Raw genomic sequence first — 6,413 nt, 5'->3', positions numbered from 1 at the left:
GTCTGCTTTGCCCCCGTCGCCGACGTTTTGGACCACCATGTCCACGGCGATCTTTTTGTCCGCGATCGCCGAGAAGATCTGCAGGCTCATGCCGGGGACATCGGGAACACCAAGGATCGTCACACGGGCCTCGTCGGGAGTCATTGCGGCTCCGCTGACCGGTGCCGTCGCGGACTCTTGCTCGGTGACGATCATCGTTCCTTCGGTGTCCGAGAAACTGCTGCGGACATGAATCGGGACACCAAATTTTTTGGCGAATTCGATGCTGCGGTTGTGCATGACGCTGGCACCCAGGCTGGCCAATTCCAGCATCTCGTCATAACTGATCACATCGACGCGACGTGCTTCGGGCAGCAGTCTCGGGTCGGTCGTGTAAACGCCGTCCACGTCGGTGTAGATTTCACAGGCGTCGGCTTTCAGCACCGCGGCCAATGCGACCGCGGTCGTGTCGCTGCCGCCGCGCCCGAGCGTGGTGATGTTCAGGTCGTTGTCGATCCCTTGGAATCCGGCCGCCACGACGATCTTGCCTTCGTCTAACAACCGTTCGATGCGTTCGGTGGAAATCGAACGGATCCGAGCCTTGCTGAAACTGCTGTCGGTCTGCATCCCGATCTGGCCGCCGGTCAAACTGACCGCTTCGCTGCCCAACGCGTTGATCGCCATGGCGACCAGGGCGACGCTGACCTGTTCGCCGGTGCTGAGCAACATGTCCATTTCGCGCGCCGGCGGATTGGGGCCGACTTCTTGAGCCAGTTCCAACAACCGGTCGGTGTTCTTTCCCATCGCGCTGACGACCATCACAACTCGATGGCCTTGGCGTTGGGCACGAATGGCTTTGCGCGCCGCGGCGCGGATCTTTTCGACGTCGGCGACGCTTGTCCCGCCGAATTTTTGAACAATCAGAGACATGGGGTGTGGTTTAGAAAAAATGCGGTGAAGTGATCTCTAGCGGCGGATGAACGCATCCATCAAATCCCAGCCGTGGTCAAAGCGACGCCCCGACGCTGCGGCTGCGATTTCGTCGTAGGTCGTTTGCGAATCCGATTCAATTCCCGTCCCGGCCATGACCAAGGGGACCATGCCGTGGGTGTGTTTCTTGGTGCTGCAAAAGGTCGGGTGATCCGGCGTGACCAGAATCCGGTGGTCGCCGTATCCCGCAAGCGCCTCGGCAAGCGGTCCGACGATGTGACGATCGATCTGCTCGAGCGCTTCGATCTTGGCGTCGTGACGTCCCTCATGGGACGCCTCGTCGGGAGCTTCAACGTGCACGCAGACCAAGTCGTACTGGTCGAGTGCCTTGATCGCCGCGGCGCCCTTGGCCGCGTAATCGGTGTCCAGGTATCCGGTCGCCCCTTCGACTTCGATCCGCGGCCATCCAGCTAGCGCCGCGATCCCGCGCAACAGGTCGACTGCCGTGATCATCGTGCCACGAACGCCAAACCGTTCTTCGAAGGTGGGCATCGACGGTGCTCCGCCCAAGCCCCACAGCCAGACGTGGGTTGCGGGGCGTTTACCGGCGGCTTGTCGGGCCTGGTTGACCGGATGATCGGCGAACACATCGGCCGACCCGTTCATCAGTCGCACCAGCAGATCGCTGCCGGGGCCGCGCGGAAAATCATCGGTCACGGACAGGTCGGTCAGATCGTGGGGCGCCGTCGATCGCGTCTCCGACGAAAACGGCGCCGGCGTGTTCTCGTCGCCGCGGTAGATCAACAAGTTCCGGTAGCTGACACCGGGGACAAATTCAAAGCGGCCGCCTTCAGAACCCAGCAACGCCTCACCGGCGGCGGCCAGCAATTGCCGAGATTCCTCGGTGCTGATGTGATCGGCGGTGAAGTCCACCATGACCTGGTCTTCGATCGTCACCAGGTTGCAGCGGACGGCAAAATCATGCTTCCCCAGCGTGATCCCGCTGGCGGCGGCTTCCAGCGGCGCTCGGCCGGTGAAGTACTGGTCCGGGTCGTAGCCGAACAGGCACAAATTGGCCACTTCGCTGCCGGCGGGCAGGTGTGCCGGCGTGTTGTTGGACAGGGCACTGGCCCCGGTCGCCGCGATCCGGTCCATGGCCGGAACCGAGGCCGCCTGCAGCGGTGTTTTGCCTCCCAACGCCTCGATCGGTTCGTCCGCGCATCCGTCCGGGATTACGATGACATATTTCATATTGTTTCGATGGGGGGTTCGGGAGTCCGGTGGTGTGAAGGCCTGTCGATTGAAGCCCGCACGCGTCAGCAAGGGGCCACACTGCGCCCCTCACTAACGGATCGGGATGGTGTGATCGCGTTGAATTCGGAAAATCGACTCAATCGACAGGCCGGTGAGGGGATTGCCCCCTAGTTTCGTTCAGAGACGGGGATCTCGGAAGGGGACGCAATTCTGGGGGGCCGCTGGGAACGGAGCCGCCGGGAACGCATCAAATCGGTTCAGCATGGACAGGCTGGAAGCCTCGCCCAGGACTCACCGGCCCGTTACGAATTCGCCTCGTCGGCCAACTGGTTCAGCAGCGCGACGCCCTTGGCGATGGTCTCGTCCGACGCCGCGAAGCTGATGCGAAAATGGCTGTCCCGGGCGCTGAAAATCTTGCCCGGTATGATCAACAGGCCCCGTTCGATCGCCTTGTGGACGAACGCCTCGCCGCCCGCATCGCCGGGAGCCTTGGGAAACAGGTAAAACGCGCCGCCGGGACGCGTGAATTCGAATCGCTCGGCCAATCCGTCGCAGATCAAATCGCGTTTCTTGCGATAGTCGTCGATGTGGCCTTGCAAGTTGACTTCCATCGCCCGCAACGCGCCCCACTGGGCCGGCTGGGGCGAGCAGACGAACGAGTACTGTTGGATCTTCAGCATCGTCGCGATCACTTCGCCGGGACCATGGACGTAGCCGACGCGCCAGCCCGTCATCGCATGGCTTTTGCTGAACCCGTCGATCACGATCGTGTCGGGGTTGAACTGAGCCGGTGAAACGAAGGCGTCGTCGTAGTGAAACCGCGAGTAAATCTCGTCCGAAATCAAGGCGATGTTTTTCTCGGCGGCCAATCGGGCGACCGCTTCGAGCTGCTCGGCCGTCGCCGTGCCCCCCGTCGGGTTGGCCGGGCTGTTCAGCAAAATCATCTTCGTCCTGGGCGTCACCGCCGCCGCGATCGCGTCGGGATCGAGCTGGAAACTGGGGTACGAATCGATCGGCACCGCGACCCCGCCGCACATCTTCAACAGCGCCGGGTACATCACAAAGAACGGGTCCAAGTAGATCACTTCGTCGCCCGGATTGATCATCGAAAGCATCGACAGCATCAGCCCGCCGCTGGTTCCGCTGCAGACGAACACCTCACGGTCGTCGTGGCCGTAACGAGAATCGATTTCTTGTTGCAAAGCCGACCTCAAGGGGCCGATGCCTTGGGTCGGCGAGTAGGCGTTTTTGCCGCCGCGGATCGCATCGATCGCCGCATCCTGGATCGACTCGGGGACATCAAAGTCCGGTTGTCCGATCGACAGATTGATCGGATCTTTTAATTTGGCCGCCAAATCAAAGACTTTACGAATCCCGCTGGCGTCAAAGGTCGTGGTGCGGTCGGCGATCCAAGGATGCATGGTTCTGCTATGCTCTGGGCAATCGGTGGTGACGCGGCGTCAGACGTCGCGTCGAAACGTAAGGACGCAGATTCTAGACGAGAGACGACTTGTGGCCGAGGTGCTATACGTTGAACCGGTGATTCGGTTTTGTGCGGTGATTTCCGGCGACGCCCAGATTCGGCGGCGGGCGATCGAGACATTGGAAAGCCACTGGGGCGAGATTTTTCATCAATCCGCCCCCCTGCCGTTCGAAGCCGGCGGTTACTACGCCGCATCGATGGGCGAGCACCTGCAAAAGGAACTGATCGGATTTCGCCAGCCCTGTGACGCCGCCGAACTGGCCGACTGGAAACATTGGACCAACCGCTTGGAAACGCAGGTCGCCGCAGCAAAATCCGCAGTGGAGTCCGGTCCGGAACGCCCGCTGAACCTGGATCCCGGCTACATCACCCAGGCCAAGCTGGTCCTGGCGACGACAAAGGATCGTGATCATCGCGTTTATCTGCGCGACGGGATGTTCGGCGAGATCACGCTGACGTACACGGCCAAAAAATGGGTCCACCATCGTTGGACCTACCCCGACTATCGGACCGCCGCCGTGGCCGAGTTCGCGACCACCTGCCGCAACCACCTGCGAGCGAACCTGCAAGGCGGCGAAGGGTTTCGGCGACGAGGGTGAGCGAGTAGCTGATGCTGTGCATCACCTCTGTCTACCGCGAACGCACCAACGTGGCCAAGTCGATGTTCTGCTCTCGGACGATTGCTTCGATGTCTTTCAAGAAACGATCCGCATCGACGGGGTAACCCGCGGTGGGGCGAAGCGGTTGGGGGGCAAGGTCGGCGAAGTACGCGTTGAATGATTCCATCGCCTTTTCCCGGACGTACTTGGCGACCATCGACGAGAACGCCACCGGCGTGAAGGAATCGCCCTTGACCGTGAAGCGGATCGTGAACTCGCCGCCTCGGTAAGGCACTGCGTAATAACTTTCGTCCTTTGATTCTGCGATGACACGAACCAGCGTACCGTCGAAGACCGCTTGCAGGGGGCCGGCGTAATAGCGACGGCCGCCATGCCGGTCGCAATACACTGTGACCTGTTGGTAGGGGACCTGCTCGTCGGGGACCTGTTCGTCGGGAGCGATCGCAAGCTCGTCCAGCAGCGACTTCACCAGCTCGAGCGTGCTCTGTGACAACAAGTCCGACTTGTTCGCTCCGCCGCGGCACGACCGGTTGAAGGCGGCGGCGGTGATCACTCGCGTTTTCATTCCCGCCAACTGTGCCGGACCCGATTGCCAGGCCGTGACCAGCGGATTGGCCGATTCCGTGTCGATCGCCTGTTCCATCAACCCCGCAAGCCACGGCGTCGCACCGATCGAGTCTCGATCGTGTGCCGCCAGATCATCGACAAGGTTCAAACGCTCGGTGGCCAGTCCACACCATCGGGCTCCGGCCAACGTCACGCATTCCAGCTTGCCGTAGCCGCCGGACTTCTTGGTGACCGATTGGGGCTGAAACACGGCTTTGGAATCGTTGACGACGATCCGCCGGCCGGACACGGTGACGGGCTTGGCGACGGCCGCAAAGGCTTCCGGCAGGTCGCCCGGGCTGGCCTCCCCGAGTGGAAGTTTCCAGGCGGAAGCCGACACGACCAGCGGCCCCAGTTTGGGCCCGTATCCGGCTTCGTCGGTCGCAATGAGTATCATGGGTGGTTTCCGTTCCGGTTGGCATTTTTGCCCAGTGTAAGGAGGCACGTTCGATTTCGCGATCCGCCACTGCCTGTCGATCGATGTTAGACTAGTCGTCATCGGTGAGGCCAAGGCGATGCGCGGCCTACCGTGAGCGCGAGCCGATCCCACCTACACACTCCATTGGCGGATGATTTATGAAACTCTCTCGACGCGATGTCATTGCGGCCTCGGCCGGAGCGTTCTCCTTGGCGGCCTGTTCTCCCGCGTGGGCGTTGTCCGAGTCCAAACGCAAGTTCACCGTTGACCTTCGCTGGGGCAGCATCGGTGTCAAGGCGAACCAGACCGAAGCGATTGAGTTGGCGGCAAAACATGGCTTCGAGTCCGTCGCCGCGGCACCCCATGATTTGGCCAAGCTGTCTGATGCCGAAAGTGAAGCGTTGGTCGGCGACTTGAAAGCGAAAGGGTTGGTTTGGGGCTCGTCGGGGCTGCCGGTCGATTTTCGCAAGGACGAAGCGAAATTCAAAAGTGATCTCGCCGCCTTGCCCGCTCTGGCCGCGGCGCTGCGTCGCGCCGGTGTCGACCGGATGGGCACCTGGATCTCGCCGTGCCACGACGAACTGACCTACGTCGCCAACTTCAAACAGCACGCCGATCGTCTCCGCGAGTGCGCGAAGGTGTTAAAAGACCACGGGCTGCGATTGGGGCTGGAGTACGTCGGCACCTCGACGCTGCGTAACTCCAAACGATTCCCGTTCCTTCACACCATGCGTGAGACGGCGGAACTGCATTCGGCCATCGGCGTGGACAACATGGGGTTCGTGCTCGATTCCTGGCACTGGTACACCGCCGGTGAGACCGCCGACGACATTCGCTCGTTGAATGCACAGCAGATCGTCGGCTGTGATTCGAATGACGCGCCCGCGGGGCTGGCGGTCGACGAACAGATCGACAACCGACGTGAATTGCCGGCTGCGACGGGAGTGATCGACGTGAAGTCTTTCCTGCAGGCGCTGATCGACGTCGGTTATGACGGCCCGGTTCGCGCCGAACCCTTCAATCAAGCCCTCAACAAGCTGGACAACGACGAAGCCTGTGCGGCAACGTCCAAGGCCATCCACAAAGCGATCGCGCTGCTCTAGTGAAGTAAGCTTCAGCTTGC

Annotated in this window: 6 protein-coding genes; 2 read left to right on the top strand and 4 right to left on the bottom strand. The window is 61.4% G+C overall.

Annotated features, from left to right (window positions below; all coding sequences use genetic code 11):
• The 3 genes from ABX749_RS17280 to ABX749_RS17270 form a co-directional block, all read right to left on the bottom strand.
• A partial coding sequence (locus ABX749_RS17280) for an aspartate kinase (protein WP_372897062.1) occupies window positions 1-909 on the bottom strand: 909 nt, incomplete at its 3' end.
• Window positions 910-945: 36 nt separating this feature from the next.
• The gene (locus tag ABX749_RS17275) at window positions 946-2,160 is read right to left on the bottom strand and encodes a cofactor-independent phosphoglycerate mutase (RefSeq protein ID WP_372897061.1); all 1,215 of its coding nucleotides are present in this window, start codon (window positions 2,158-2,160) and stop codon (window positions 946-948) included.
• A 305-nt stretch (window positions 2,161-2,465) separates the two neighbouring features.
• Window positions 2,466-3,584: a pyridoxal phosphate-dependent aminotransferase gene (locus ABX749_RS17270; RefSeq protein WP_372897060.1), complete on the bottom strand. Its 1,119-nt coding sequence runs from the start codon at window positions 3,582-3,584 to the stop codon at window positions 2,466-2,468.
• Between the two features lie 91 nt (window positions 3,585-3,675).
• On the opposite strand from ABX749_RS17270, the gene ABX749_RS17265 reads away from it, so the two are divergent.
• Window positions 3,676-4,245, top strand: coding sequence for a DUF4416 family protein (locus ABX749_RS17265; protein ID WP_372897059.1), 570 nt, complete (start codon window positions 3,676-3,678; stop codon window positions 4,243-4,245).
• Window positions 4,246-4,276: 31 nt separating this feature from the next.
• Here the strand turns inward: ABX749_RS17265 and ABX749_RS17260 are convergent, their stop codons facing one another.
• A complete protein-coding gene (locus ABX749_RS17260; RefSeq protein ID WP_372897058.1) occupies window positions 4,277-5,269 on the bottom strand; it encodes a hypothetical protein in 993 nt (330 codons plus the stop codon).
• Window positions 5,270-5,448: 179 nt separating this feature from the next.
• Between ABX749_RS17260 and ABX749_RS17255 the strand changes: the two genes are divergently transcribed.
• Window positions 5,449-6,393, top strand: coding sequence for a sugar phosphate isomerase/epimerase family protein (locus ABX749_RS17255; protein ID WP_372897057.1), 945 nt, complete (start codon window positions 5,449-5,451; stop codon window positions 6,391-6,393).
• The last annotated feature ends 20 nt before the right edge of the window (window positions 6,394-6,413 follow it).

Source organism: Stieleria sp., from assembly GCF_041595215.1.
In the GTDB taxonomy this organism is placed as follows: domain Bacteria; phylum Planctomycetota; class Planctomycetia; order Pirellulales; family Pirellulaceae; genus Stieleria; species Stieleria magnilauensis.
Note: the sequence above shows the minus strand (reverse complement) of the source record. Positions and strands in the feature narration are given on the sequence as shown.

Excerpts from the sequence above, each read along its gene's own strand:
- ABX749_RS17275 (WP_372897061.1), bottom strand. The coding sequence starts at position 2,160 with ATGAAATATGTCATCGTAATCCCGGACGGATGCGCGGACGAACCGATC.
- ABX749_RS17270 (WP_372897060.1), bottom strand. The coding sequence starts at position 3,584 with ATGCATCCTTGGATCGCCGACCGCACCACGACCTTTGACGCCAGCGGG.
- ABX749_RS17260 (WP_372897058.1), bottom strand. The coding sequence starts at position 5,269 with ATGATACTCATTGCGACCGACGAAGCCGGATACGGGCCCAAACTGGGG.
- ABX749_RS17255 (WP_372897057.1), top strand. The coding sequence starts at position 5,449 with ATGAAACTCTCTCGACGCGATGTCATTGCGGCCTCGGCCGGAGCGTTC.